Source organism: Embleya sp. NPDC020886 (genome assembly GCF_044333915.1).
In the GTDB taxonomy this organism is placed as follows: domain Bacteria; phylum Actinomycetota; class Actinomycetes; order Streptomycetales; family Streptomycetaceae; genus Embleya.
In genome coordinates, this window is sequence record NZ_JBIRRX010000005.1 from 658,163 (window position 1) to 683,048 (window position 24,886).

Consider the following 24,886-nt stretch of genomic DNA (forward strand, 5'->3'; position numbering starts at 1 on the left):
ATCGCACGTGGCACCCGAGTTGGACCCGGAGCCGGCGAGGCACATCGCGGTGTCCCGCGCAGATGTCCTCGACCCTGCGACCCGCGACGAGAAGTGGTGTCGATCCGACGAGTGACCTGCGGTCCGATCACACGCCGACCGTTCGCGAAGCGATGACACCACATTTGTGTCGGCTTCACCGGAAACCCCTCATCACCATCTCGCTACGGCGAGCTTCGAGACTCGGACAGATCACGGCCGGCGCGCTAGCGTGAACGGGTCGTACGGCTGGTTGGCGATCCGATTCCGGCCGCTTGCGGCATGTGCAAGCGACATCCGGATGAACGCGGTTCTCGCTGCCCGGAGGCCGGCGGACCGCCGTGTACGCGGGGAGCGCATCCGCCTTCGCACACGCCTGTCCCTCATCAGAGCCCGGTCCAAGGAGTCTCAGCCGTGGATGCCCTTCCCCCACCTGCCGCCGATGTCGCCCAACGTGTGATCGCTCTTTCCGAAAGCACGCTCCGCGTCTATCACGCCGATCCCGGGCACGTGGAGGAGCACGCCAACGGCGAACGCCGGATCACCCAGGGCGGCTACGGCGAGCGGCAAGTCTTCGAACTCGTGCAGAACGGTGCCGACGAGATCGGCGGCTCGGACGACGGACGAATTCACGTGGTCCTCACCGAGACGCACCTCTACTGCGCGAATTCCGGCTCGCCGATCACCGCCGACGGCGCCGAGACGATTTTGCGAATGAGCGTCTCGCGTAAGCGGGGTGGACAAATCGGCCGCTTCGGTGTCGGCGTCAAGTCCGTCCTCAGCGTCTCCGACACCCCGCGGTTCTTCAGTACATCGGGCAGCTTCGGATTCGATCGGGAGTGGTCCGCCACGCTCATCCGGTCGGTCGTGCCGACAGCCGGCGAAACTCCGGTGTTACGCATGGCCAAACCGTTGGATCTGATCACCGAGCGCACCACCGACCTCGTCCTCGACGAGTTGATGACGTGGGCATCCACGGTCGTGGTCCTGCCTCTGAAGCCGAATGCGGCGCAGAGACTGGCGCGGGACCTGGAGAACTTCCCGTCCCACTTCCCGTTGTTCTCCGATCACGTGGCAAGCGTCGTGATCGAGGATCGTTGCCCCGGCCGGACGGCGCGACGTGTCCTCACGCATCACTCGGAGGGCGATCTGCACACCATTCGAGAAGAGGGTGACGGACGAGAAGTCCGCAACGAACGCTGGCGCGTGTTCGCCATCGATCACGAACCCACCGCCGAGGCACGCGAGACCGCGGGCGAGTTGCACAACCGGCCGGTCATCAGGCTGTCGTGGGCGGTTCCGGAGAAGGGCGTACGAGCGCGTGGGGAACGCGGCCGGTTCTGGGCCTTCTTCCCGACGAACTACGACACCACGTTGACCGGTGTGGTCAATGCCGCGTGGAAGACGAACGAGGACCGGCAGAACCTCCTCCAGAGCGACTTCAACACCGAACTGATCACCGCCACCGCAACGATGATCGTCGAGTTCCTGCCGAAACTGCTGGACGACAACGACCCCGGATCGTATCTCCCGCTGCTGACCGCCCGTGGACGAGAAGCCGCGCAATGGGCCGACAAGTTGCTCGGCGACACGATCCTCGACGCTGCGTCGAAGCGGCCGTCGCTGCCCGACCAGACCGGCCGGTTGTCGCTTCCGACCGTCCTACATCTGCATCCCGAGGACTTGAAACCGCAGTGGCTCGCCTTGTGGTCGAAACACTCGGGTCGCCCACGCGCGTGGGTCCATCACAGCGTGGAAAGTCGCGAACGGCGTTCGCGCGTAAGGGACATCATGGACCGCTCGGGGATCCCCACGGCGTCGGTCCGGCAATGGCTCGAGGCGCTGGTCGCCGATCGATCCGCGGCGGGATCCGCACTCGCGCTCAGAATCGTCGCCGACATGCGTGCACAGAACTCGACGCACGCCGACCTTGCCGCCACCGCAAACATCCTGCTCACCCAGGACGATCGCTTCATCGCGCCACGCACCGGTGAGGTCTTTCGCCGCAGCACGACCGCAACGAGCCTGCGGGACAACCTGACGTACGTACATCCCCTGGTCGTCTCGGATCCGGAAGCCGCCCGCGCCCTGGACATCCTGGGTATTCCCGAAGCCGACGCCAACGGCCGGTTCCGCGCGGTGCTCGATCGGGGGTTCGTTCGATACGGCGACCGGGAATGGACGGAATTCTGGGACCTGGTGCGCCGAGTCGGTGCTCCGGCGGCCGACGAGATCAAACGGAAGATGGCCACCCCGGGACGGCAGATCCACGTCCGCACCGCGGATCGAACCTTCCGGCCGATGCGCGATTGCCTGCTCGCCGGATCGGTGATCCCCGCAGACGGATCCCGGGACGCGCAGGTCCTGGTCGACCCCGGCTTCCACCAGCCGGATGGGGCCGTGCTTCGTGCACTGGGGATGTCGGACCGGCCGGCGCCGTCGTGCGACCCACGTCATGATCCCTGGTTCGAGGAATACCGGGAGTACTACCGAACCGTCTACTGCAGGCAGTTGAAGGCTGCCGAAAGCCGGCCCTCGCTCTCTGCCTTCGCCTTCGAGGGCGCTTACCCGGCCGGGCCCCTGCACGTACTGAAGCAACTGTCCGTCGCGGGGCGGGCAGCGTTCGTCAGGGCGCTTCCGCCACTCGGCGTGGTCGCCGACTGGACGATGAGCGTGAACCGTCGCACCATGCGTAGCGCGTCCATCCCCTCGCCACTGACCTGGTATGTCCAGCGCCAGGGCGCCGTACCCACGTCACTGGGCCTGCGCAAGGTCACCCAGTGCGTGGCGCCGTCTCTCGGTGCCTACCGCGATCTGCTGCCGGTGGCGGAAATCGACGAGTACGTCGCCGAAACACTGCGGATTCCCTCGGACTTGACGTCGGTGCCCGACCTGTTGTGGTCGGAACTGTTCGAGCGGATCGCCGTCGGTACCGACGACCGTTTCGTGGGACGGGCCTATGCCCTACTGGTGTTGGTCCCCGACGTGCCCTGGCCCGAAGACAGTGCAACCCGATGTCGAGTGGGAGCGGAATGGACCACCCGTGCAGACGACGAAATCGCCGTTACCGCCGACCCCGAGGTCTTCCGCGCCCTCAATCGCGAAGGTCTGCCCGCCCTGCTCGTCCCCGCGGAGGCGGACGCCCGCCGGATGATCGACGGCGCCTGGGGAATGAAGGATCCCCAAGGGTTGATCAGCAAGCAGTTGGAGTACACGGCCGAGGGCGAAACCGTACCGCTGATCGACCTGTTTCCGCGGCTGCGCCCCTGGTTGTCCGGACGAACGGATCTGCGGTTGACCCAGTGCTCGTCGCTGACCCAGGTCGTTCTCACTCCGAACGGCCGCCGCGAGCAGGAACTCGACGAGGCGATCGATCACGGCCTCGTACTCGTGCGGACCGCCGACGACGATCTCTCCGTGCTGATGGCCGTCTGCCGAGCCCTGGGTCTGGACCTGGACCGAGGTCGCTGCCAAGCGCTGCTGGACCTCCAGGAGAAGCACCGACACGACCAGCGCTTCGTCACCGTGCGCCGTGAGCCGGACCCGGCCTGCAAACTCCTGCTCGCAGTCGGCGTGGAAGAGCTCCGGGAGCACCTTCCCGAGGGGCTGGCGACCGCCGACCGGGCGATCAATCATGTCGTTCCCGACGATGTCCGAGTGGCTCGGCTCGTCATCGCCGCGCACGGCGACGACGTCCTGCGGGCACTTGCCCCCGCGCTTCGCGAGCACGGATTCCCGGCGCCCATGCAATGGGTGGGCGGCAGCACCGCGCTCAAGTTCGTCCGCGAGTACGGCTTCCCCGCGAGTTGGGCAGGCAGCGCCGACATGACGACGCCCGTGTCGTTCGAGGACGTCCCGGGACCGCGCGATTTTCCCCGGCTGCACAGCTACCAGGAACTGATCGCCGCGAACATGTACCGGCTGCTGCTGGAGAGCAATCCCGGGCGGGCGATGCTTCGGCTTCCGACCGGGGCCGGCAAGACCCGGGTGGCCGCCGAGGCCACGATCCGCGCGCTCGGGGACGGGCACCTGAACGGCCCGGTCCTGTGGATCGCGCAGAGCGCCGAGCTGTGCGAACAGGCGATCGAAACATGGAAGTCCGTCTGGTCCCAACTCGGTCCGCAGGTCCCGCTGCGGATCAGCCGCATGTGGACCGGCCATCGGGCCCAACCGGTCTCCTCGGGGCCACAGTTGGTCGTTGCGGTGGACGAGTCGGTCCACCGGCACATCGCAACCGACGGCTACGCGTGGCTACGCGAGGCCTCGGTCGTGATCGTGGACGAGGCACACTTCGCGATCCCGCGCAGCTATACCCACATCCTGGACCAGCTCGGCATCACCCAGCACCGGACGGCACGTCCGCTGGTAGGGCTCACCGCAACCCCCTTCCGCGGCAACAACGTGGAGGAGACCCGGCGGCTCGCCCTGCGCTTCGGGCAACAACGCCTCGACCACGGAGTCTTCATCGGCGAGGACGAGAACAATCCGTACCCGCATCTGCAGCGCATCGGGGTGCTCTCGCAGGTCGAGCAACGCGAACTCGAGGGGCATACCGTCACACTCACCGCCGAACAGCGTGCCGAGACGGACAACAACAACAGCATGTCGCTGCCCGATGCGGTCACCAAGGATCTCGCCGAGAACACCCAACGCACCAAGCGCATCCTGGCGGAGATCGAACAGCTCGACCCGAGCTGGCCCGTCCTCGTTTTCGCGACCTCCGTCGAACACTCGAAGATCCTCACCGCCCTGCTGAACGAGCGAGGCGTAACCTCCGCTCAGGTCGACGGCACCACCCGCAGTGGCCTGCGCACCCGCCGGGTGGACGACTTTCGGGCGGGACGGATCCGAGTACTCACCAACTACAACGTGTTCACACAGGGGTTCGATGCACCTGCCGTGCGCGCGGTGGTGGTTGCCCGCCCCACGTACAGCCCGAACACCTACATTCAAATGATCGGTCGTGGACTCCGCGGCCCGGTCAACGGCGGCAAGGAAAGCTGTCTGATTCTCAACGTCCGCGACAATATCGAGAATTTTGGCCGCGACCTCGCCTACACCCAGTTCGAGTACCTGTGGAACAAGTGATGACGCCTCGGCTTTCACCCGAAACCCCGGCGCCCACGGTCGAGCAGAGGCAAATCATCGAGCAGCCGGCACGAACGCCGTTGTTCGTCACCGCCGGTGCGGGCACCGGAAAGACCCATACCCTGACCCGCAGGCTGGAGTTGCTGGTCGAGCGGGAAGACCTGGACGCGGGCAACATTCTCGTGCTGACCTTCTCGCGAGCCGCCGTCCGCGAGCTGCGCACCCGGCTGGCCCGGGACACCGATGGTGCCCGCGGGATCAGGGTGCTGACCTTCGACGCGTGGGCCCTGGAAGTTCTCGGTGCCGTCGAGGCGACCGTCGATTGGCACCGGCTGTCCTTCGACCATCGGATCAACGAGGTCACGACGGCGATCACGAGCGGGAAGACGGACCACGTGCACGCCGACCTCGCCCACGTCCTCATCGACGAGGTACAGGACCTGGTGGGTATTCGTCAGCTCATGGTCCGAGCGCTGCTCGAGCGTTTCGATGCGGGCTTCACACTCGTCGGTGATCCCGCGCAGGCGATCTACGGCTTCCAAACCGCCGACTCCACCGGACGTCGGTTCGGGGCCGGGGACTTCGTGACCTGGCTGCGTACCTTCTTCGCCGACGAGTTGGTGGAACTCACCCTCGAAACGAACTTCCGAGCCCGCACCGCCGAAACGCGCAAGGTGCTACGTCACGCCTCGGTGTTGGCCGTCGAGGGAAGCGACGCGGCGAAACGCGACCTGCACCGAGCGCTGCGCACCGAACTGCTGGAGCTGGAGGACTTCGGAGATCTTGCCGTTCCGTTCGTCCGCGACGCGTTGTCGGCGGGCCACGAGACGACGGCGATCCTGTGTCGCGACAACGGGCAGGCTCTGCTCATCGCCGAGGAACTGCACCGTGGTCGAATCGATCACAGTGTGCGTCGGGCCGCAAGTGACCATGTGGTGCCCGGCTGGGTCGACACGATGCTTCGCAGTGCCGACCCCGTCATGTCTCGCGTGGTGTTCCTGGAAGCCCTGGGACGGCTCGCGCCGGACCTGGATCCGGACCGGACCTGGCGCTCGCTCCGCAATGCCGTAGGGCGAGGCTCCCCGAACACCCTTGACCTTTCCGGGTTGCACGCGGCCGTGGCCAAGGGATCCATCGGCGACGAACTCAGCGACCGCGCGGCAACGTTGTTGTCGGTGTCCACCACGCATCGCGCCAAGGGTTCGGAGTTCGATCGGGTCCTGGTCGTCGACCCCGGCGACCTGCCCGATGCGGGATTCGTCGATGCCGCCGAGGAGGCCCGTGTTCTGTTCGTGGCGATGACTCGCGCCCGAGAATCCCTGTACAGACTCGCTCCACCCGAGATGCGCTTCGTGCGCAAGGACACGGCGACCGGTCGGTGGGCGCGTGGCGGGCCGGCCCGCCACCATCGATGGGGACTGGAGGTTCGTTCGGGCGACGTGCACACGACCGATCCCGCCGGGACGTATGGATTCGAGGCGGATCCCGTCGCGTTGCAGGAGTATCTGCGGACAGAGGTGCACACGGGAGACGCGGTGATCCTCACACGGGTGGAATCCGGCCACCGAGACGGTGCTCCGGACGGCTCGATGCTCGCCCCGCACTACGTGATCTCACACGCGGGCCGAGCCATCGGCGCGACCTCGGAATGCTTTCGTCGTGACCTCCACACCCATGTCCACGATCGGCGCGACGCGGCCGCGGCTCGTTGGCCGCGAAGCGTGTCGCGGTTGCGGATCGACACCGTGGAAACCGTCGTCGGAAGTGCGGCTTCCGCGGCGATCGCCGGTATCGGCGGGCACGGCAACTGGCTGGCACCACGACTGATCGGCTTGGGCCGCTTCGGCTCCGATACCCGTTCGAGCGGAGACGCGACCGATGACTGAGCGAACCGAACCGCACACCGAGCACCGCATGTTCCGCGACCAACTCGTGGACGAGCTTCGCGCGGACGTCCTGGGCCCGACCGGTGGCACGAACGAGGTTCTGTCAGACACTCCGATCACGTCCTACATCACCGGCATCCTCTTCCCACGCAGTACTTCGCGGGCACGAGCCCACGAGGAAATCCTGAGCATCGATCTCGACCCCGACGGACCCGGACCCGAGGACGTACCCGATCTCGGCATCGCCTTGGCGAACGTGCGCCGGCCGTCCTCGATGGGGCTCACGTTCGCGGTCGACACGACGCGTGGCCGGCTCCTGACCGTCACCGTCCGGGGAGCCCGATATCGGCCGACGGATCGCTCCGGGAACCCCGTCGAGGCCGAACGCCCCGAACGTCGCACCACGGATGAGCAGGATCTCCTTTGGCGACGCGAGGCGCTGTTGCCGGAATCGGTGACGGTAGACCTTCGGCAGGGACTCCCGGCGCCCGTCGTACTGACCACGGACCTCGAACTGCGGCTGCGCGTACGCCAACCGGACCCGCACGGTGTGGTGGCGATCACCGCGACACTGGTGAACACGGCGCTGGTCGGCGAGTACGACCTCCAGGACGCGTATTGCGTCTTTCAACCGGTGATTCGAGTCGAAGCACCCGACGGCAAGCCGATCTTCGTGGAGCGCCCATTCACCGGTGACAGCGATGTCGAAGCCGATGCTTCGAGACTCCTGCACCGACATGCCCCGGCGTTCGCCGCCGGCCACGGATGCGCCGCGGCCTGGGCCTGGATTCCTCCGCGCCCGCGCACGTCGGCGGACACGGTCGGAGATCGTGCTGCCGTGCCCGCGGTCTGGACGGAGTTCGTCCCCTCGTACGAAGTGCTGCCGACCGACTCGAATCCGGAGATCGACGATCGCCACCTGGGTATGGATCACCTCTCGCATGCGGCCGACCACGAGGTGTTCGCGTCGCTGCACGCCCTCGTCGCCGGCTACGCGGGCTGGATCGAGGATCGCGCCGCGGAGTCCGGTTACCTGCCGGACGCCCGACTCCGGGTGGCCGGCACCGAACACGTGCAACTCTGCCGGGCCGCGCGAGAACGCATGCTCGCGGGCATCAGACTGCTGGAGCACGACCCCGAAGCACTGGAGGCGTTCCGGCTCGCCAATCGAGTCATGGCGATCCAACGCGGGCGCACATCGTGGGTGCGCGCGGGAGGCGTTGGCGAACCCGAGCCGACCGGCACCTGGCGGCCGTTCCAGATCGGCTTCCTCCTGTTGTGTATCGAAGGCATCGCCGACCCCGCGCATCCCGACCGCGAACTCGCGGACCTGCTGTGGTTCCCGACCGGGGGCGGAAAAACCGAGGCATATCTGGGACTGGTCGCCTTCACCACATTCCTGCGCAGAATGCGACTGGGGCCACGCGGTGGCGGGGTCACGGTGCTCATGCGGTACACCCTCCGCCTACTGACACTGCAACAGTTCGAGCGTGCAGCGGCCCTGTTGTGTGCCATGGAATGGGTCCGTCGCCAAAACCCGCAGCGATACGGCACGGAGGAGATGTCACTCGGCATGTGGGTCGGAAAGGACGCCACGCCGAACTCGCTCAAGGATGCCGCAGGCAAGCTGCAGGAGCTGCGCGAACGCCGAGTCCTGGACAAGATGAATCCCGTACAACTGCGCCGATGCCCGTGGTGCGGAACCCCGCTCGACGACAACGACTATCGCGTCGAATCGGCGCTCAAGCGAATGTATGTCCTTTGCCGTACGAAGACTTGCGACTTCGCCCAGGGGATTCCGGTGCACCTGGTCGACGAGGCCCTGTACGACGCGCGACCGACCCTGGTGATCGCCACGGCCGACAAATTCGCCCAACTGGCCTGGCGCGCGGATGTGGCCGCACTCTTCAACCGCGATCGGGCCGATTCGATCCCCCCGCCCGAGTTGGTAATCCAAGACGAACTCCACTTGATTTCGGGGCCGTTGGGCACGTTGGCCGGCCTGTACGAAACGGCCGTCGACATCGCCGCGGACCGACCGAAGGTAATCGCCTCCACCGCAACGATCCGTCGCGCGCGGGAGCAGGGCAGGGCCTTGTTCGATCGCGAGGTCCGGCAGTTTCCTCCGCCCGGTCTGGATACCCGGGACACCTGGTTCTCCGTCGAAACGCCACCGGACTCGAAGGCGGGCCGACGCTATGTCGGGGTGCTGACGCCGAGCGTCAGCCAGGCAGCCCTGCTGGTCCGCACGTACGCTTCATTGCTGCACAGCACGCGGACATTCGCTGCGGTCGATGCCGTCCGCGATCCCTACTGGACCTTGATCGGCTACTTCAACAGCCTCCGGCTCCTCGCCGCCGCCGAGTTGCAGGTCGCGGACGATGTGCAGGCCCGGCTGCGGCAACTGGTCGAACGCTCCGGTTCCGCTTCCTGCGTAGTGGATCGGCACGCCGAACTGACGAGTCGAATCCCTTCGAGCGACATCCCGCGGTACCTCCAGGAGCTGGAAACCGCCTTGCCGGCGTCCCCCTTGGACACCGTGCTCGCCACCAACATGATCTCCGTCGGAGTGGACGTCGACCGACTGGGCCTCATGGTGGTCATGGGCCAGCCGCAAACCACGGCGGAGTACATCCAGGCCACCAGCAGGGTCGGTCGCAGATATCCGGGTCTCGTCGTGACCCTGCTCAACGGAGCTCGTTCGCGCGACCGCTCACACTACGAAAGCTTCGCCTCATACCATTCGGCCCTGTACCGCCAGGTCGAGTCCACCAGTGTGACGCCCTTTTCGACCCGTGCTCGCGACCGCGCACTGCACGCCATGTTCATCGGCCTGGCCCGCTTGATGATCCGCGAGGCCCGGCCCAACTCGGGCGCGGCCCGGGTGGAGCGCTTCCACGAGAAGCTGGTGGATCTGCGAGCGCTGGTGCTCACTCGGGTGCACGCCATTGCCCCCGAGGAACACCAGGCTACCGCCGCCCACTTGGACGACATCATCGAACACTGGCGGGCTTTGGCCGAGCAGAATACCGAGGTCGTCTACGAGGCGCCCTATCGCTGGAAGCGAAGCGAGACCCGAGCCGAGGACACCGCCCTGCTGCGTGCACACGAGGACGAGGACCTGGGTGACGCGTACGCCGCCACACCTTGGAGTCTCCGGGATGTGGACGCGGAATCCGACCTCTACCTGGAGAACTGACATGGCCCTTCGATCCGGAAAGTCGGCGTCTGCCACGGTCCCCCGTCCCCCCGCGCGCAAGCCGATCGGCGCTGTGCGGCGAGCCCAGCAGATCACCACGTACGGGGTGGGCGCGATGATCGCGATCGGCGAGCAATCCTTCATTGTCAGTGGATTGGACTCGTGGAAAGTCGACGACGACGCGTCGGTGGTCAGCGAACCGCGCTTGTCGGCTCGGCTGGGCGTGGCGGACTTCCGCCTGCCGCCGGCCGCTTCGCCGCCAAGTGGGGACGGGGTACGCGTCCGCCGATTTCCCGCGATCTACTCCTGTCGCGGTTGTCACAAACTGCAGCAGTGGGGCAAGTTCGCCTCACCTCCGAATAGAAGCCGCTGCCCCGAATGCCTCGTCGATCTCACCCCGTCGCGATTCGTCGTGGCATGCGGTGACGGGCACCTCGACGACTTCCCCTACTGGATGTGGGTGCACAGCCGATCGGAACCGTCCACGGCCACCGGACACCGGCTCAGCCTGCACACCGACCGGCGCACGGCTTCGCTTCGCGGAGTTGTCATCCGATGCACGTGCGGAAAACAGGCCTCCATGGAGGGAGCGTTCAGTGGCATGGCCCTCGGCAAGATCGGAATCCGGTGCGCGGGGCGGCGGCCCTGGCTGGGGGCGGCGGCTCCCGTGGAGCAGTGCAACCGCGTTCCCAGGACACTCCAGCGTGGCTCGTCGGCTGCCTGGTTCCCGAGAATGCGTTCCGCGCTGTCCATTCCGCCGTGGGATGGCCCCCTCCAGCGTCTGCTCGACCGACACTTCCCGATGTTCCGCGACGAGTCGGACGCAGAGATCGAAAAGTACGCGCTCAAACTCGGGCTTCTCGATCGTCTCAAGGACGACACGTACACGATTCGAGATCTGATCCTCGCCGTCCGCGAGCGTGAGGACCTGAGCAGGTTGGACGGCACGGTCGAGATGGATGCGTCGACCGGCCACGAAGCCTCCTCCCGGCTTCGCCAGGAGGAGTACGCGAAGTTGATCCGAACCACGCCGGAGGACCCGAACCACATTCGCTTCGTGTGCGTGCCCCCGAAGGCCGACGAAACCGCTGCCCCGGTCCCCGCCATCGAGCAGGTCATGCTGGTCAAGCGGCTCCGCGAGGTTCGGGTGCTCGAGGGGTTCACCCGAGTCGAGATGCCGATGCCCACCGACACCGCCGCGCGGCGCGGAGCTCTGAGCCTGAAGCCGATGGCATGGTTGCCGGCCATCGAAGTGATCGGTGAGGGGGTATTCCTCCGACTCGACCAGGCCCGTGTCTCGGCGTGGGAGAACCTGCCCGGAACGCGACACCGGTCCCGGCTCATTCGCGCCAACCACAGCCTTCAACTCCGGGACCGCAGCCGCGATCCCGTCGCGGAATCCCAAATCACCGCGCGCTTCATCCTGCTGCACACGCTCGCACATGTCCTGATCAACGAATGGAGTCTCGACGCCGGGTATCCTGCGGCCGCGCTTCGCGAACGGCTGTACGTGTCACCGGAAATGGCCGGTGTCCTGATCTACACGGCGACCAGTGACTCGGCGGGCAGCCTGGGAGGCATCATCGGCCAAGGCGAACCGGCCAAGCTCGCCCGGTCGATCGATTCCGCACTGCGACGTGTGTCCTGGTGTTCCGCGGATCCCTTGTGCATGGAGTCGGAGGCGAGCGGCACGGACAGCCTCAATCTCGCCGCCTGCCATGCGTGTGTGCTTTTGCCGGAAACCAGCTGCGAGACCAACAACAGCTTTCTCGATCGCGCGGCCCTGATCGGAACTCCCGACGGAACGGCCCCTGGTCTGTACGAGTTCATCGGCCAGGACTCGTCCGTTACGGCCTGACGAATCGCCGATCCTCGCCCGCTCACGCGTCGCGGCGGGTGAAGGTGAGGGTGCCGAGGAGCAGGGCTGTTGCCGTGTAGCCGGCGAGTATGGCGAGGCCGGGCCAGGGGGCGATGGGGAGTCGGTCGAGGTTGCGGGTGGTTTGGATGGCCAGGCCGGCGGTCATGGGGGTCAGTTTTTCGAGGCGGCGGTGCCAGTCGGGGTCGGTAATCGCGGTGGCCAGGAGCGGGAGGATATAGAGGAGGGTCAGTACGACGGTGAGGGCGCCGGCCGTGTCGCGGATCAGCAGGGCGATGCCGAAGGAGAGTAGGGCGATCAGGGTCAGGTAGAGGATGGTGCCGGCGGCCGCGCGCAGGGTGGGGCCGTCGATGGGGGGCGGTGTGGGGTAGCCGTGTTCGGGGGTGAAGCCGTTGCCGGCCAGGATGGTGCGCCCCGCCCACAGCGACGCGAGTACGGCGAGCGTGCTTGCGGTGGCGACCAGCGTCGCCAGCGGCAGCGCCTTTCCGGCGAGCAGTGTGAGGCGGCGGGGGTGGGCGGTCAGCGAGGTGTGCATCATCCCGGTGCCGTATTCGTTGCCGATCACCGATACCGCGAGCAGGACGACGGCGATCTGGCCGACCCGCACGCCGATCAGGCTGTCCTTGGTGATGTCCTCGAAGCAGCCGGCCGGGGTCGGGCAGTGCGAGGTGTGCATGGCCGACGTGGCCAGTGCGCTCACCAGCACGGTGGCCGCGATCAGGCCGAGCAGCAGCCATCCGGTCGAGCGCACGGTGCGCAGCTTGGTCCATTCGGCGTGGGCGGCGTTTCTCATGTGTCCCGCCGGCGCAGCCGCCATCCGGCGACGACCAGGGCGGCCGCGGCGTAGAGGCACATCACGCCGAGCCCGGTCCACGGGCCGACCGTGCTGTCGTAGCGGTCGAAGGTGCGTTGGATGGCGAATCCGGCTGCGGGAGTGAGCCGTTCCAGCCAGGTCGCGGTGGACACCGACAGGCCCGAGCCGACGATGCGCGGGATCAACAGCAGCGCGAGCACGACGGCGATCGCGGGCGCGCCTCGGCGCAGGATCGCGCCGATCGCCAGCGCGAACACCGCGACCACCGCGAGCAGCGCGGCCGTACCGATCAGCGCGCGCAGCACGTTGGGGTCGGACAGGCCGGCCGGTATGCGGTCCTTGCCGCGTTCCACCGGGCCGGTGATGGCGAACGCGCCGAAGGTGCCGACCAGTCCGGCGACGAAGGTGGCCGCGCCGATCACGATCGCCTTGGCGGCGAGCACCCGGCCGCGCCGGGGTACGGCCGCGAACGTGGTGCGGATCGTGTCCCGGTGGAATTCGGCGGTGATCGACAAGACGCCGAGTGCCACCACCGCGATCAGGCCGATCAGTACGCCACCGAGGATCGTCTGGGTGCCGTCCTCGCCGAACGGGTCGGGGCCGATGTCGCCCGTGCCGATCACCGTGAAGGTGCCGTCGACCTCGGTGAAGCCCGGGGGCGGGCCGGCGCCGGGGCGCTCGACCGCCGGGCCGGAGGGGCCGGTCGAACCGTCCGGGCCGACCCGGTTGTGCCAGGTCCCGGTGGGCTGTTGCGGCTGTGCGGGGGTCAGTCGCACGTGGTCGAAGGTGGCCTTGCCGGTGGTGGTCTGCCCGGAGATGCCCTCGTTGCCGAACTGCCGCTCGACCTCGACCGCGTCCGGGGAGCCGACGAACAACCCGATCCGGGCGGTCTGCGGAAGTTGCCCCGGGTCGACCCGGCCGACCCGTCGCCAACCGGTGCCGTCGGCGGACTCGTACGCGGTGATCGTGTGTCCGGCCCGGACCAGTTTGAGCCAGCGCGGCACGGGCCCTCCGCCGCCCGCCCGGTCGCGGTCGTACCCGCTCTGCAACCGGACCCCGTGGTCGGGGGTGACCACCACCGCCGCGTAGGCCGCGCCGGGTGCGTCGCTCGCCCGGATCATCAGGCCCGCCTTGGCCCGACCGGCGCTGCGTTCCTGGGTGTTGACCCGGGCGACCAGTTCGCCGTCGCCGGCCAACTCGCGTTCGACGAACTGTCCCCCGTCGGTGTAATGGTCGGCCAGCCTGACCTTGCCGCCCGCGCCGCCGCCCGTCACCTCCCGGGTGCCGCCGGAGCCGCTTGCGATCAGCAGGCCGACCAGCATGGTCAGCACGGCCGCCGAGATCAGCGTGAGCATCCATCTGCGGACCGACCTGAGCTTGGTCCACTCGGCGAGCAGCAGCCGACCGAAGGTGTCCCGCCCGCCGGTCAGCGGGCTGCGGTAGGGCGTGGTCGTGGGGCCGCTCATGCTCGCTCCTCGACATCGGCGGCGCGGAAGTCGACCGCGTCCCGGGTGAGTTCCATGTATGCCTCTTCGAGCGAGGCCCGGTGCTCGGCGATCCCGGAGAACGGCACGCCGTGCTCGGTGAGCAGCCCGATGATGCGCTCGGCCGACAGGCCGGTGACGGTCAGCGCGTCGCGATCGGTGGCCGCGACGGTCGCGCCGACCCCGGTCAGCACGGTCATCGCCTCGCGGCGCTGCGCGGTGCGCAGCAGGATCCGCCCGCCGGAGGCACCCGCGAGCAGCTCGCCGATGCTCGTGTCGGCGATCAGCCGGCCGCGACCGATCACCACCAGGTGGTCGGCGCTGTCCTCCAGTTCGCTCATCAGGTGGCTGGACACCAGCACCGCGCGGCCCTCCGCGGCGAGCGAGCGCAGCAAGCCCCGAATCCACATCACGCCCTCCGGATCGAGGCCGTTGACCGGTTCGTCGAGCATCAACATGGGCGGGTCGCCGAGCAGCGCGCCCGCGATGCCCAACCGCTGCCGCATGCCGAGCGAGAAGCCGCCTGCGGGCCGGCGCGCCGCCGACGTCAGGCCCACGGTCTCCAGAACGTCGTCCACTCGGCGCGCGGGCAGGCCGTTGGAGTGCGCCATCCACAACAGGTGGTCGCGGGCCGGACGCGCCGGGTGCAGCGCGGCGGCGTCCAGCAGCGAGCCCAGTTCGCGCAGCGGCGTGCGCAGCGTGTGGTACTGCCGGCCGCCGACCAGTGCGGAGCCGTCGTCCGGGCGGTCCAGGCCGAGGATGATCCGCATCGTGGTGGACTTGCCGGCGCCGTTGGGTCCGACGAAGCCGGTGACCCGGCCGGGCTCGACGGTGAACGACAGCCCGTCGACGGCGGTATGCGGGCCGTAGCGTTTGCGCAGTCCGCGTACTTCGATGGTTGCTTCCATGTCCACGAGGCTATGAAGGCGACCGGTTCCGAGGCATCACGCAAGCGAGCCAAACCGGGTTCCCCGCATGGGGGGAAGCCCGCGGTCCGTCTCCCCGCTACGGGGGAGGCGGATTCCCCGGCCCGGGGGAAGCGGGCCGGGTGGACCGGCCGAGACAATGGCGCCATGAAGCACAGCGATCCGATCCCGGGCCGCGCCCTCGACCCCGGTCGGCGGCGCGGCGAGTCGCTGTGGCGAGGACGACCGCGGCGAGCACAACCGTGGCGCGGACCCCGCCGGCCCGCCCACCCGTGGCCGACCCACCCATGGCGCACGGAACCGCCGTGGGGTTCCCTCGCCTTCGCCGCGGGGGTGGCGCTCGGCCTGTTCTCCCTGCCGGAGACGGTGTTGCGCACCGCGCTGCGCTCCGGCCAGGCGGCGGGCACGTTGTCGATCGCGCTGATCCTGGGCCTGTGCGCGACGGTGCCGTTGCTGTTCGCGCCGCGCCGGCCGGCGACGGTCGCGGTGGCGATGACCGCGGCCGCGGTGCCCACCGCCCTGCTCTACCAGGGTGTGCCGATCGCCGCTTCGGTCGCGCTGCTCGCCGCGTGGGCGACGCTGGTCCGGATCCGGGTGCGCGGCGCCCGCACCCGCACCGCCGAGCGGGACGCCTCCCGGCACGCGATCGAAAGCACCCTGCTGGAGTTCACCGCGCGCGGCGAACGGGCCAGGATTGCCCGGGAGTTGCACGACGTGGTGGCCCACCACATCTCGATGATCTCGGTGCAGGCCGAGACCGCCCGACTGACCACCCCGGGGATGCCGAAGCAGGGCGCCGAACGGCTGCTCGCGATCGGCGACACGGCCCGCACCGCGCTGACCGAGATGCGCCGCCTGCTCGGGGTGCTGCGCGAGGACGCCGGCGCCGAGCCGACCCGCCGGCCGCAGCCCGGACTCCAGCAACTGCTCGATCTGATCGACGAGTCCCGCGACTTCGCCGGCGCGAGCATGCGGCTGATCGTGCACGGGCGGATCGCGGTGCTCGACCCGGGCGTCGAGTTGGCGGCCTATCGCATCGTCCAGGAGTCGTTGACCAATGCTCGCCGCCACGCCCCCGGAGCCGCCGTGGACGTAGTGCTCGACTACTCCGACGAAGACCTGTTGCGGGTGCGAGTGCGCGACAACGGACCGGGCCCGCGCGTCGGCGCCGGCCCGGGCGGGCACGGTCTGCCGGGCATGCGCGAGCGCGCTGCGAGCGTGGGCGGCGAGGTGCGTACCGGGGCGACGCCGATGGGCGGCTTCCTGGTCGAGGCCACCCTCCCGGCCCCGCGCCCGGCAGGCACCGGTGGGCCGGCCGGCACCGGCGGCATACCCGGCGCCGGCGGGCTTGCCGGTGCGGGCGGCACCGTCGGCGCCGGCGGGTTCGCCGGCGCCGGGGGCACGGGATGAACGGGCAGGCGACGTTGCGGATCGTGGTGGCCGACGACCAGGAGGTGGTCCGGGCCGGTTTCGCCGCACTCCTGGACACCCAACCGGACTTCGTCGTGGTCGGCACCGCGGCGGACGGCGCGGAGGCGATCGCGCGTTGCCGCGAGCAGCGGCCGGACGTCGTGGTGATGGACGTACGGATGCCGGTCATGGACGGCATCGAGGCGACCCGGCGCATCCGTACCGACGTCGGCGACGGCGAGCCGCCCCGGATCCTGATGCTGACCACGTTCGACCTGGACGAGCACGTCTACGACGCACTGGTCGCGGGCGCCGGCGGCTTCCTGATCAAGGACGTGACCGCCGAACGCCTCTTCGACGCGGTCCGCGTGGTGGCCGCCGGCGAGGCGCTCCTGGCGCCGAGCGTCACCCGGCGGCTGATCGGCGAGTTCACCCGACTGCGGCCACGCCCGGCCCCACCCGGTCTGGCCGACCTGACCCCCCGGGAGGTCGACGTGTTGCGTCTGGTCGCCGAGGGCCTGTCGAACGCGGAGATCGCCACCCGCCTGGTGGTCGGCGAGGAGACGGTCAAGTCGCACGTGAGCCGGGTGTTGCGCCGACTGGGCCTGCGCGACCGGGTCCAGGCGGTGGTCGTCGCCTACGAATCGGGACTGGTCGTACCGCGCACCGGCAGCCACTGAACGCCCCCGCCCCCACCTCGGCGAGTCCGAGTGCGCGTGCGGTGTCCGCCGGGAGATCATCGAAGGATGAATACGACAGTGCACCTCGCCCAGCAGGCCGAGGCGGACGAATTGCTCGGGCGCAGTGCGTTGGCGGCGCTGGTCGGCATGCTCCTGGATCAGCAGATCCCGATGGAATGGGCCTTCGCCGGCCCGTACACGATCGCCCAACGCCTGGGCCGCACCGACCTGGACGCGCACGAGATCGCCGAGTACGACCCGGACGAATTCGCCGAGTTGCTCTCCACCAAGCCCGCCGTGCACCGCTATCCCGGGTCGATGGCCAACCGCGTGCAGCAGTTGTGTCGATACCTGGTCGAGCACTACGACGGCAAGGCGAGCGCCGTGTGGGCCGACGCGGCGACCGGCACGGAGTTGCTCAAGCGCCTCCAGGACCTGCCCGGCTTCGGGAAGCAGAAGGCGCAGATCTTCCTGGCCCTGCTCGGCAAGCAGTACGGCGTGACCCCGAAGGGTTGGCGCGAGGCGGCCGGCGGCTACGGCGAGGCCGGCGCGCACCGCTCGGTGGCCGACATCACCGGCCCCGAGTCGCTGGCCAAGGTCCGGGCACACAAGCAGGAGGCCAAGCGCGCGGCCAAGGCCGCCAAGGCGGCGAAGGACGCCTGACCGGGCTCCCGACCGAGAGAGCCCCCGACCGCCCCGGTGTCGCGGCCGGCCCCCGGCACCGATTCCCGGCCACGACACCCACCGGCCCGGGCCCCGTTCGGCCCCGACGGCCCGCCCCGCACCCCGGCCGATCGCTAGCCGGCCGTCGCCCCTTCGGCCCGCACCGACCCGGCCTTCGACGCCACCGGTCCCCCCGTCGCCGGCTCCCGCCCCGGTCGCGGCAGGAACAGCGCCGCCGTCGCCGTGAGCAGGGTCGCCGCGCCGAGGATGTACCAGGCCCGGTCGTACCCGTCGAGCGTCGTCGGCGCGCCCACCGCCGCGACGAACACCGCGACGCCCAGCGCCGAGCCGACCTGACGCAGCATGGTGATCACCCCCGAGCCGGTGGCGAACCGGTCCGGACTCAGCGCCCCGGTCGCGGTGGCGATCAGCGTGGGCAGAATCAGGCCGACCCCGATACCGGTCAGGATCGAGCCGGGCAGCATGTCGCTCGCATAACGCGCGTGCGGTTCGAGCCGGACGATCCACCACCCCAACCCCGCGCTGAACGAGAGCCCCCCGAGCACCACCAGCGGCCCGGGTCCGAACCGGCTCACGTATCGGCCGGCCACAATGCTCACGAACGGCACGCACAGCGGTCCGGGCACCGTGCCCAGCCCGGTGCGCAGCGCGCTCCAGCCCCACACGGTCTGCATCCACATCGTGCCGGAGATCAACATCCCGGCGAACGCGATCCCGAACAGGGTGTTGGCGACGCCGGCCACCGCATAGGTGCGGTCGCGCACCAATGCCCCTTCGACCACCGGGCGCGGATGGCGCCCATTGCGCAGCAGGAAGCCCACCACCAGGACCAGGGTGAGCGCCCAGACGGCCACCGTACGGCCGGACCACCAGCCCCAGTCCGGCGCCCGGACCACGCCCAGCGACAACGCGCCGATCGCCACCGTCAACAACGCGGCCCCGAGCAGGTCGGGCAGCGGCCCGCGGTCGGTGGGCGCCGGATCGGGCAGCCGCCGTAGGCCGAGCACCAGCGTGCCCACCCCGATCGGCAGGTTGACCAGGAAGACCCAGCGCCAGCCGGGTTCGAGCAGCAGCCCGCCCAGGATCGGCCCGAGGGCGGCGGCGAGTCCGCCGATCGCGGCCCACGCCCTGATCACCGCGCCGCGCCGCTCGGGCGGATAGGAGGTGAGCAACAGGCCCAACGACGCGGGCATCAACAGCGCGGCGCCGATCGCCTGGCCGAGGCGGGCGATCACCAGCACCGCGAGCGTCGGCGACGCGGCGCACAGCGCGGACGCCGCGGTGAACACCGCGGTCCCGGCCAGAAACGCCCGCCGGTGGCCGATCCGGTCGGAGAGTCGGCCGGCGGGGACCAGGAGCGCGGCGAACACCACGGTGTAGGCGTTGAGCACCCAGGACAGGTCGGCGAGCGAGGAGTGTGACCAGGTCTCGGCCAATGACGGCATCGCCACGTTGACGATGAACAGGTCGAGGTTGACGAGCACCACGCCCGCGCAGACCAGAACTGCGGCGAGCGCACGTGGTGGGTGATCCGGATCGGTGTCGGCCATGACGGCGCATCCCCTCGGTCGAGTTCCATGACGGATGAGTTCTATGACGAAACTCAACGTAGAGCGGGTAAGTTCTATAATGCAACTCAATGAGTTCCATGAAAGGACTCACCGGTTAGGATGGCGCCATGCGTCGGAAGAGTTTCCAGGAGATGCCCTGCTCGGTCGCCCAGTTCCTGGAGGTGGCCGGCGAGTGGTGGACGATGCTGATCGTGCGGGACGCCTTCCTGGGCGTGACCCGCTTCGACGACTTCCACGAGCGGCTGGGCATTTCCCGCAATGTGCTCACCCAGCGGCTGGAGCACCTGATCGAGCACGACGTCCTGGTCCGCGAGGCGTACCAGGACAAACCGGCACGGTACGACTACCGGCTCACCGACAAGGGCCGCACCTTGTGGCCGGTACTCAACGCGATGCGTCAGTGGGGCGACCAGTGGGCCGCGCCGGACGGCCCGCCGCTGATCGTCACGCACACCAACTGCGGCCAACCCACCACGGCCGTACACGTGTGCTCACACTGCGGCGAACCGCTGACCTCGCACGACCTGCGCGCCTCGGCCGGTCCGGGCGCGCGAGGCGACCTCCTCGCCGGCCTGCCCAGCCGGGCGACGCCCAGCGCCTGACCGACGCCGGACCCGAAAAGGCCGAGAACGGCAGGCACCGACCGGGGCCGACGAAGGCCGGCCGGGCAAACACAGCCCGACCGGCCTCCATGCGAACGATTCCGAACGCCTCCGCGCGACTCCGCACGGCTCCGTGCGACTTCGAACGCCTCCGCGCGACTCCGCGCGACTTCGAACGTCCCCGCACGGCCCGCAAGACTTCGAACGACTACGAGCGGCCCCGAAAGACCCGAACGATCAGAGTTCGGTCTCGGCCGCCGGCGCCGGCGGCAAAACGGTGAAGCCGAGCTTGGTGAGCGCCCGCGAGACCTCCGCCGCGCTGAAATCACGCGGAAGTTGTCCCGTGACCACCGATCCCACCTGCTTGACCGGATAGGTACGGCGCCCGATACGGACCGATTCGCCGGTGATCGGGTCGGGCTTGACCCCGCTCATCGCACGCTCCACCTCGTTCATCTGCAGGTGGAAGGACTGGCCAGCGATCGTGCAGCGCATAGTGCCTCAGCAAAGGAAGGGGTGAGTGCTACCGGTGTGGCAAGTCTCGCGCAGTCCCGGCCGCAAGCACACCCCACGACCGCCGTCCGGGGGGCAGCCGGATGATGCAGGGTGATATGTCACGTCGTCTCGGTTCGGGCTCCAGCCCCGTACACCCATCCGGCAAAAGCGGAATGGCTCGTTCCACCGCAGACAACCGCTACCGCCGTCTGTCACCCTGCTCCGGGCAGTGACCAACCGTCGACCATCCGGAGTTACTCGGGGAGGACGAACGTGAACAGGCTCCCGAACGCGCCCGTCACCACAAAGGTCGCGTCCCCACCGCTAAAGGTCGCGTCGACACCGTTGTGGGCGGAGTTCGGCCGCACGCTGCGGACCCGGCGCCGCCTCGCGGGAATGACGCAACAGCAGCTCGGGCTACGCGTCGGCTACCACCACAGCCTGATCAGCAAGCTGGAGGCCGGCCTGCGCGAGCCGCCCGCCGGACTACCGCGCCGACTCGACGATCTGCTGGACACCGGCGGGGACCTGTCCGCGCTGTTGACCAGCCGATCGATCCCGCCGCCCGCCCTGCACCGCACCCATTTCTCGGTGATTCCGGGCGGCGAGGCACCCGCCGGTCTGGCACCGCTGGCCGACCGGTTCTGGCCCGATCGGCTGCCGTACCACGGGCTGCCCTGCCCGCTGCACGGCAAGGACGGGTGTCACGAGTGCGAGGTGCCCCCGTACGCCGACGCGCTCACCATCCTGGGCGACATCGACGGGAACAACCCCACCGGCGTCGACCCCGACGTCGTACACGTGCTCACCGCCCTGCTCGGCGGCTACACCCAGGCCGGTCTGCACGGCGGCGCCACCACCGGGCTGGTCGGTTCGGTGGAGTACGTGCTGCGCCGGATCGTCAGTTGGGCCGAATCGCTCAACGCGCACGGCCGTTCGCCGCACGCGCAGCTCCGACTCGCGGCCGACTACGCCCAGCTCGCCGGTCGGTTCCGGATGCAGCAGGGGCAGAGCGTGATCGGCATGGCCTGGTACGACCGAGGACTCAACTGGGCCGATGTCTGCGAGAGCCCGGGCGCCCGCGCGTCGTTGCTCGGCGACGTGTGCTCGCTGGCTCGCCTGGACGGCGACGCGGCGGCGGCGCTGGCCTATGCCCGCGCGCTGGAGGCGGTGGACCCCGGTCGGGCCTGGATCACCACACTGGCCCAGCTCTACCAGGCGCGCGGCCACGCGCTCGACGGCGACATCGCCGAGTGTCGTCGGCACATCACCACCGCACATCGACACGTGACGCGCTTCGACGAACGCGATCGGGACGAGGCGCCGTGGCTGACCGGGCTGGCCGGCCGGCTGCGGATGGAGGCCACCATCGGCGGCGCGCTGCGCGACCTGGCCGCGCGCACCGGCGACCTTCCCTCGGCGCGCGCGGCGGTGCAATCGGTACAGGCGGCGCTCGACCTGCTGCCGGTGCCGATGCGACCGGCGCGGGTGTTGCTCACGGTGCGCCTGGCGGACGCGCTCGCGTGCGCCGGCCAACCGGACGCGGCGGTGCTCGCCGCCGCGCCGGTGGTGCACGAGGCGGCGGGTCTGGGCACGGCCACCACCAATCGGGAACTGCTGAGCCTGCGCCGACGTCTGACTCGGCATTGGAGCGATCTGCCCGAGGTCCGCGACCTGTTGGAGCAGATGCCCGGTCACTGAGCGGCGGTCGGCGCGGCTCCGGCCGTCTCTGTCGATGGGCGATGAGACGGCCTCGGAGCAGGCACCGAAAATCAGCGACGGCCGCCCGATCGGTTGACCCGGCACTCCCGCGACTCCCGGGGTCTGCTTGGCGTTTGCCAGAATTTGCCGGCCGTTGCCGATCACTTCACCAAGTCCCCACACCCGTGTGAGTGTTTCGCTCGCTCGGGCACGAACCCGGCCTGCACGGTCGCCCGCGTCGCTCACGAGGCGTACGCGGCGCATGCCGGCGACGTGGTCGAGGTCTGCCTTCCACCCAAGGAGCCTCGATGAATCGCAGAACGACCACGGCCGGGACCGTCCTGGCCATGCTCGCCGGTTTGGCGATCGGCGCGGCCGGACCGTCGGCCGCCGCCGACCCGTCCCCTCCCCCCGCAAACCCCCAGGCACTCGCGGTATCCGCCGCCGACCGGGCGGCCGCCAGCGGCCTGGATGTCCTCGCCAAGGGGCCCGACGAGCAGTACGAACGCCAGGTCGTGACCCCGTGGGTCGACGACCTGTACTCGGTCGCGTACCAGCGCACCTACCGCGGCCTCCCGGTCGTCGGTGGGGACGCCGTGGTACTGGCCGACGGAAAGGGCCGGGTGCGGGCGACCCAGTCCTCCACCGAAGCACGCATATCGGTCACCACCCAGCCGACCATCACCGCCGCCGCCGCCGAGGCCACCTCCAAGGCCAGGCTCGCGGTCGTGGACAAGGTCGAGTCGCACCGCCTGGTCGTCCGGGTCAAGGACGACAAGAGCGCGCTGGCCTGGGAGACGGTGGTGGCGGGTCGTACCGCGACCGCGCCCAGCAGGCTGCACGTGTTCGTCGACGCGAGCACCGGAGCGGTGCTCGACACCACCGACGACGTCAAGGCCGGCACCGGCAACAGCCAGTGGAACGGCCCGAACCCGCTGACCATCCAGACCAGCGGCTCCTACACCCTGCGCGACACCACCCGTCCCGGCCTGTCCTGCGCCGACTACAGCACCGGCCAGGTCTTCACGAAGTCCACCGACTCGTGGGGCAACGGCCAGGCGACGAGCAAGGAGACCGGCTGCGTCGACGCCATGTGGGCGGCGCAGAAGGAATGGAACATGCTCCGCGACTGGCTCGGTCGCAACGGGCACAATGGCAACGGCGGGAGCTGGCCGGTCAAGGTCGGCCTCAACGAGCTCAACGCCTACTGGGACGGCTCGACCATCACGATCGGCCACAACCAGTCGAACCAGTGGATCGCGTCGATGGACGTGATCGGCCACGAATTCGGCCACGGCATCGACCAGAACACCCCCGGCGGCACCAGCGGCGAGGCGGGTCTGGGCGAGGGCACCGGCGACATCATGGGTGCGCTGACCGAGGCTTACACCAACGAGCCCTCGCCGTACGACGTCCCCGACTACACCGTCGGCGAGACCGTCAACCTGGTCGGCCAGGGCCCGATCCGCTACATGTACAAGCCCTCCACCAACGGCGACCCGGACTGCTACAGCTCCTCGATCCCGAGCACCGAGGAGCACGCGGCGGCCGGCCCGCTGAACCACTGGTTCTACCTGCTGGCCGAGGGCACCAACCCCGGCGGCGGCAAGCCCGCCAGCCCGACCTGCAACAACACCACCCTCACCGGGGTCGGCATCCAGCAGGCCGGCAAGGTCTTCTACGGCGGCATGCTGCTCAAGACCAGCGGCATGACCTACAAGAGGTACCGGACCGCGACGCTCAGCGCGGCCAAGACCCTCGACCCCACGTGTGTGCTGTTCGGCAAGACCAAGGCGGCCTGGGACGCGGTCAGCGTGCCGGCCCAGACCGGTGACCCGACCTGTCCCGTGAGCCCGGGTCCGGACTTCACCATCGGCGTCAGCCCGACCAACGGCAGCGTGGCGCCCGGTGGCACCACGACCACGACCGTGACGACCTCCGTGACCCAGGGCGCGGCGCAGAACATCACCCTGTCGGCGGGCCCCCTCCCGTCCGGCGTGACCGCCACGTTCAACCCGGCGACGGTGCAGGCGGGTGGCACCTCCGTGCTGAACCTGTCGGCGAGCGCCTCGGCGCCGTCGAGCACCACCGCGATCACCGTGACGGGTACCGGTACGAGCGCCACGCACACCGCGCAGTACAACCTGACCGTCTCCAGCGGTCCGGGCAACCCGACCGATCCGCCGGACATCAGTGTGACCAACGTCCAGGCGCACCTGACCCAGCTCAACCAGATCGCGTCGCAGAACGGCGGCAACCGCCGTGCGGGCAGCGCGGGTTACACGGCCTCCGTCGCCTACGTCAAGGGCAAGCTCCAGGCCGCGGGCTTCACCGTCAGCGAGCAGACCTGCACCTCCTGCACCTACCGCTCCAACAACCTGATCGCCGACTGGCCCGGCGGCCCCGCCGACTCGGTCGTCATGTTCGGCGCCCACCTCGACAGCGTCTCCGC

The 24,886-nt window shown here is 69.2% G+C and carries 15 protein-coding genes; 10 read left to right on the plus strand and 5 right to left on the minus strand.

Translation table 11 applies throughout. The features are described 5' to 3' along the window. The first annotated feature begins 432 nt into the window (after positions 1-432). From ACH4U8_RS21865 to drmB, 4 genes are read left to right on the plus strand one after another with little or no spacing between them, the layout of a single operon-like run. Entirely contained in the window at positions 433-5,106 is a 4,674-nt protein-coding gene (locus tag ACH4U8_RS21865) for a DEAD/DEAH box helicase (protein ID WP_395779498.1), read from the plus strand. Then, positions 5,106-6,992: a UvrD-helicase domain-containing protein gene (locus tag ACH4U8_RS21870; RefSeq protein ID WP_395779500.1), complete on the plus strand. Its 1,887-nt coding sequence runs from the start codon at positions 5,106-5,108 to the stop codon at positions 6,990-6,992. Before ACH4U8_RS21865 ends, ACH4U8_RS21870 begins: the two co-directional genes overlap by 1 nt. Continuing rightward, positions 6,985-10,191 carry a helicase-related protein gene (locus ACH4U8_RS21875; RefSeq protein WP_395779502.1) on the plus strand — a complete coding sequence of 1,069 codons (3,207 nt, stop codon included), beginning with the start codon at positions 6,985-6,987 and terminating at the stop codon, positions 10,189-10,191. The genes ACH4U8_RS21870 and ACH4U8_RS21875 overlap by 8 nt, the downstream gene beginning before the upstream one ends. 1 nt (position 10,192) lies before the next feature. Next, on the plus strand, positions 10,193-12,049 hold the full coding sequence (drmB, locus tag ACH4U8_RS21880) for a DrmB family protein (protein ID WP_395779504.1): 1,857 nt from the start codon (positions 10,193-10,195) through the stop codon (positions 12,047-12,049). 22 nt (positions 12,050-12,071) lie between these two features. Here the strand turns inward: drmB and ACH4U8_RS21885 are convergent, their stop codons facing one another. The 3 genes from ACH4U8_RS21885 to ACH4U8_RS21895 are packed head-to-tail and all read right to left on the minus strand — an operon-like array spanning position 12,072 to position 15,273. Continuing rightward, positions 12,072-12,860 (minus strand): ABC transporter permease, encoded by a 789-nt coding sequence (locus ACH4U8_RS21885; RefSeq protein WP_395779506.1) that lies wholly within the window; start codon positions 12,858-12,860, stop codon positions 12,072-12,074. Further along, positions 12,857-14,347 (minus strand): ABC transporter permease subunit, encoded by a 1,491-nt coding sequence (locus ACH4U8_RS21890; protein WP_395779508.1) that lies wholly within the window; start codon positions 14,345-14,347, stop codon positions 12,857-12,859. Before ACH4U8_RS21890 ends, ACH4U8_RS21885 begins: the two co-directional genes overlap by 4 nt. Continuing rightward, positions 14,344-15,273, minus strand: a complete 930-nt coding sequence (locus tag ACH4U8_RS21895; protein WP_395779510.1) for an ABC transporter ATP-binding protein — start codon at positions 15,271-15,273, stop codon at positions 14,344-14,346. Before ACH4U8_RS21895 ends, ACH4U8_RS21890 begins: the two co-directional genes overlap by 4 nt. A 165-nt stretch (positions 15,274-15,438) precedes the next feature. Between ACH4U8_RS21895 and ACH4U8_RS21900 the strand changes: the two genes are divergently transcribed. From ACH4U8_RS21900 to ACH4U8_RS21910, 3 genes are all read left to right on the plus strand, one after another. Next, complete coding sequence (locus ACH4U8_RS21900; protein WP_395779512.1) at positions 15,439-16,701, plus strand: sensor histidine kinase; 1,263 nt, start codon at positions 15,439-15,441, stop codon at positions 16,699-16,701. Next, a complete protein-coding gene (locus tag ACH4U8_RS21905; protein WP_360305511.1) occupies positions 16,698-17,381 on the plus strand; it encodes a response regulator transcription factor in 684 nt (227 codons plus the stop codon). Before ACH4U8_RS21900 ends, ACH4U8_RS21905 begins: the two co-directional genes overlap by 4 nt. Before the next feature lie 66 nt (positions 17,382-17,447). Continuing rightward, entirely contained in the window at positions 17,448-18,044 is a 597-nt protein-coding gene (locus tag ACH4U8_RS21910; protein ID WP_395779514.1) for an HhH-GPD-type base excision DNA repair protein, read from the plus strand. 134 nt (positions 18,045-18,178) lie between these two features. Here the strand turns inward: ACH4U8_RS21910 and ACH4U8_RS21915 are convergent, their stop codons facing one another. Then, positions 18,179-19,615 carry a DHA2 family efflux MFS transporter permease subunit gene (locus ACH4U8_RS21915; protein WP_395779516.1) on the minus strand — a complete coding sequence of 479 codons (1,437 nt, stop codon included), beginning with the start codon at positions 19,613-19,615 and terminating at the stop codon, positions 18,179-18,181. 128 nt (positions 19,616-19,743) lie between these two features. On the opposite strand from ACH4U8_RS21915, the gene ACH4U8_RS21920 reads away from it, so the two are divergent. Continuing rightward, a complete protein-coding gene (locus ACH4U8_RS21920) occupies positions 19,744-20,238 on the plus strand; it encodes a helix-turn-helix domain-containing protein (protein WP_360305505.1) in 495 nt (164 codons plus the stop codon). 237 nt (positions 20,239-20,475) lie between these two features. Here ACH4U8_RS21920 and ACH4U8_RS21925 read toward each other — a convergent pair whose 3' ends face one another. Further along, positions 20,476-20,733, minus strand: coding sequence for an SCO5918 family protein (locus tag ACH4U8_RS21925; RefSeq protein ID WP_360305503.1), 258 nt, complete (start codon positions 20,731-20,733; stop codon positions 20,476-20,478). A gap of 273 nt (positions 20,734-21,006) precedes the next feature. On the opposite strand from ACH4U8_RS21925, the gene ACH4U8_RS21930 reads away from it, so the two are divergent. Both ACH4U8_RS21930 and ACH4U8_RS21935 read left to right on the plus strand, forming a co-directional pair. Then, complete coding sequence (locus ACH4U8_RS21930) at positions 21,007-22,434, plus strand: helix-turn-helix transcriptional regulator (protein WP_360305501.1); 1,428 nt, start codon at positions 21,007-21,009, stop codon at positions 22,432-22,434. A gap of 308 nt (positions 22,435-22,742) precedes the next feature. Then, the coding region (locus ACH4U8_RS21935; protein ID WP_395779518.1) for a M4 family metallopeptidase at positions 22,743-24,886 on the plus strand (2,144 nt) is incomplete at its 3' end.

Bases quoted from the DNA above. Each gene is read 5' to 3' on its own strand.
- ACH4U8_RS21870 (WP_395779500.1), top strand. From the start codon at position 5,106: ATGACGCCTCGGCTTTCACCCGAAACCCCGGCGCCCACGGTCGAGCAG.
- ACH4U8_RS21875 (WP_395779502.1), top strand. From the start codon at position 6,985: ATGACTGAGCGAACCGAACCGCACACCGAGCACCGCATGTTCCGCGAC.
- drmB (WP_395779504.1), top strand. From the start codon at position 10,193: ATGGCCCTTCGATCCGGAAAGTCGGCGTCTGCCACGGTCCCCCGTCCC.
- ACH4U8_RS21885 (WP_395779506.1), bottom strand. From the start codon at position 12,860: ATGAGAAACGCCGCCCACGCCGAATGGACCAAGCTGCGCACCGTGCGC.
- ACH4U8_RS21890 (WP_395779508.1), bottom strand. From the start codon at position 14,347: ATGAGCGGCCCCACGACCACGCCCTACCGCAGCCCGCTGACCGGCGGG.
- ACH4U8_RS21895 (WP_395779510.1), bottom strand. From the start codon at position 15,273: ATGGAAGCAACCATCGAAGTACGCGGACTGCGCAAACGCTACGGCCCG.
- ACH4U8_RS21900 (WP_395779512.1), top strand. From the start codon at position 15,439: ATGAAGCACAGCGATCCGATCCCGGGCCGCGCCCTCGACCCCGGTCGG.
- ACH4U8_RS21905 (WP_360305511.1), top strand. From the start codon at position 16,698: ATGAACGGGCAGGCGACGTTGCGGATCGTGGTGGCCGACGACCAGGAG.
- ACH4U8_RS21910 (WP_395779514.1), top strand. From the start codon at position 17,448: ATGAATACGACAGTGCACCTCGCCCAGCAGGCCGAGGCGGACGAATTG.
- ACH4U8_RS21915 (WP_395779516.1), bottom strand. From the start codon at position 19,615: ATGGCCGACACCGATCCGGATCACCCACCACGTGCGCTCGCCGCAGTT.
- ACH4U8_RS21920 (WP_360305505.1), top strand. From the start codon at position 19,744: ATGCGTCGGAAGAGTTTCCAGGAGATGCCCTGCTCGGTCGCCCAGTTC.
- ACH4U8_RS21925 (WP_360305503.1), bottom strand. From the start codon at position 20,733: ATGCGCTGCACGATCGCTGGCCAGTCCTTCCACCTGCAGATGAACGAG.